General features: G+C 61.6%; 1 protein-coding gene. It reads right to left on the bottom strand.

Going from position 1 to position 284, the window contains the following annotated elements:
* Window positions 1-220 (bottom strand): hypothetical protein (locus tag RVY79_RS19090; RefSeq protein WP_317466127.1); only part of this gene is annotated, 220 nt, incomplete at its 3' end.
* Window positions 221-284 lie beyond the last annotated feature (64 nt).

The following is a 284-nucleotide window of genomic DNA, read 5'->3' as shown; positions in this document are numbered from 1 at the left end:
ATGCCCCCCAGAACACCGAGAAATCCACGCCGGGGCCAGTCATGTTCTTGTTCGTGAAGCCGTGGCTAGCGATCGCGCCCAGCAGCAAGAACGTGCAGAACAGAATCAGCATGATCGCGCTGCATGACTTCACCCGGTCGACGGTGAGCCACGGCTGGGCGGCTTGCGGCGGCGACACGGTCGCGGGTGCGATGTCCGGTTGTGCAGTGTGGTGGTCCATGCCTGTTCTCCCCCGTTTTCTGTTCTTGTGGCTCGATACGATGTGCGGGACGACTACCAGACCA

Origin of the sequence: Chromohalobacter sp. HP20-39, assembly GCF_033052815.1 — a bacterium.
Lineage (GTDB): Bacteria > Pseudomonadota > Gammaproteobacteria > Pseudomonadales > Halomonadaceae > Chromohalobacter.
Note: the sequence above shows the minus strand (reverse complement) of the source record. Positions and strands in the feature narration are given on the sequence as shown.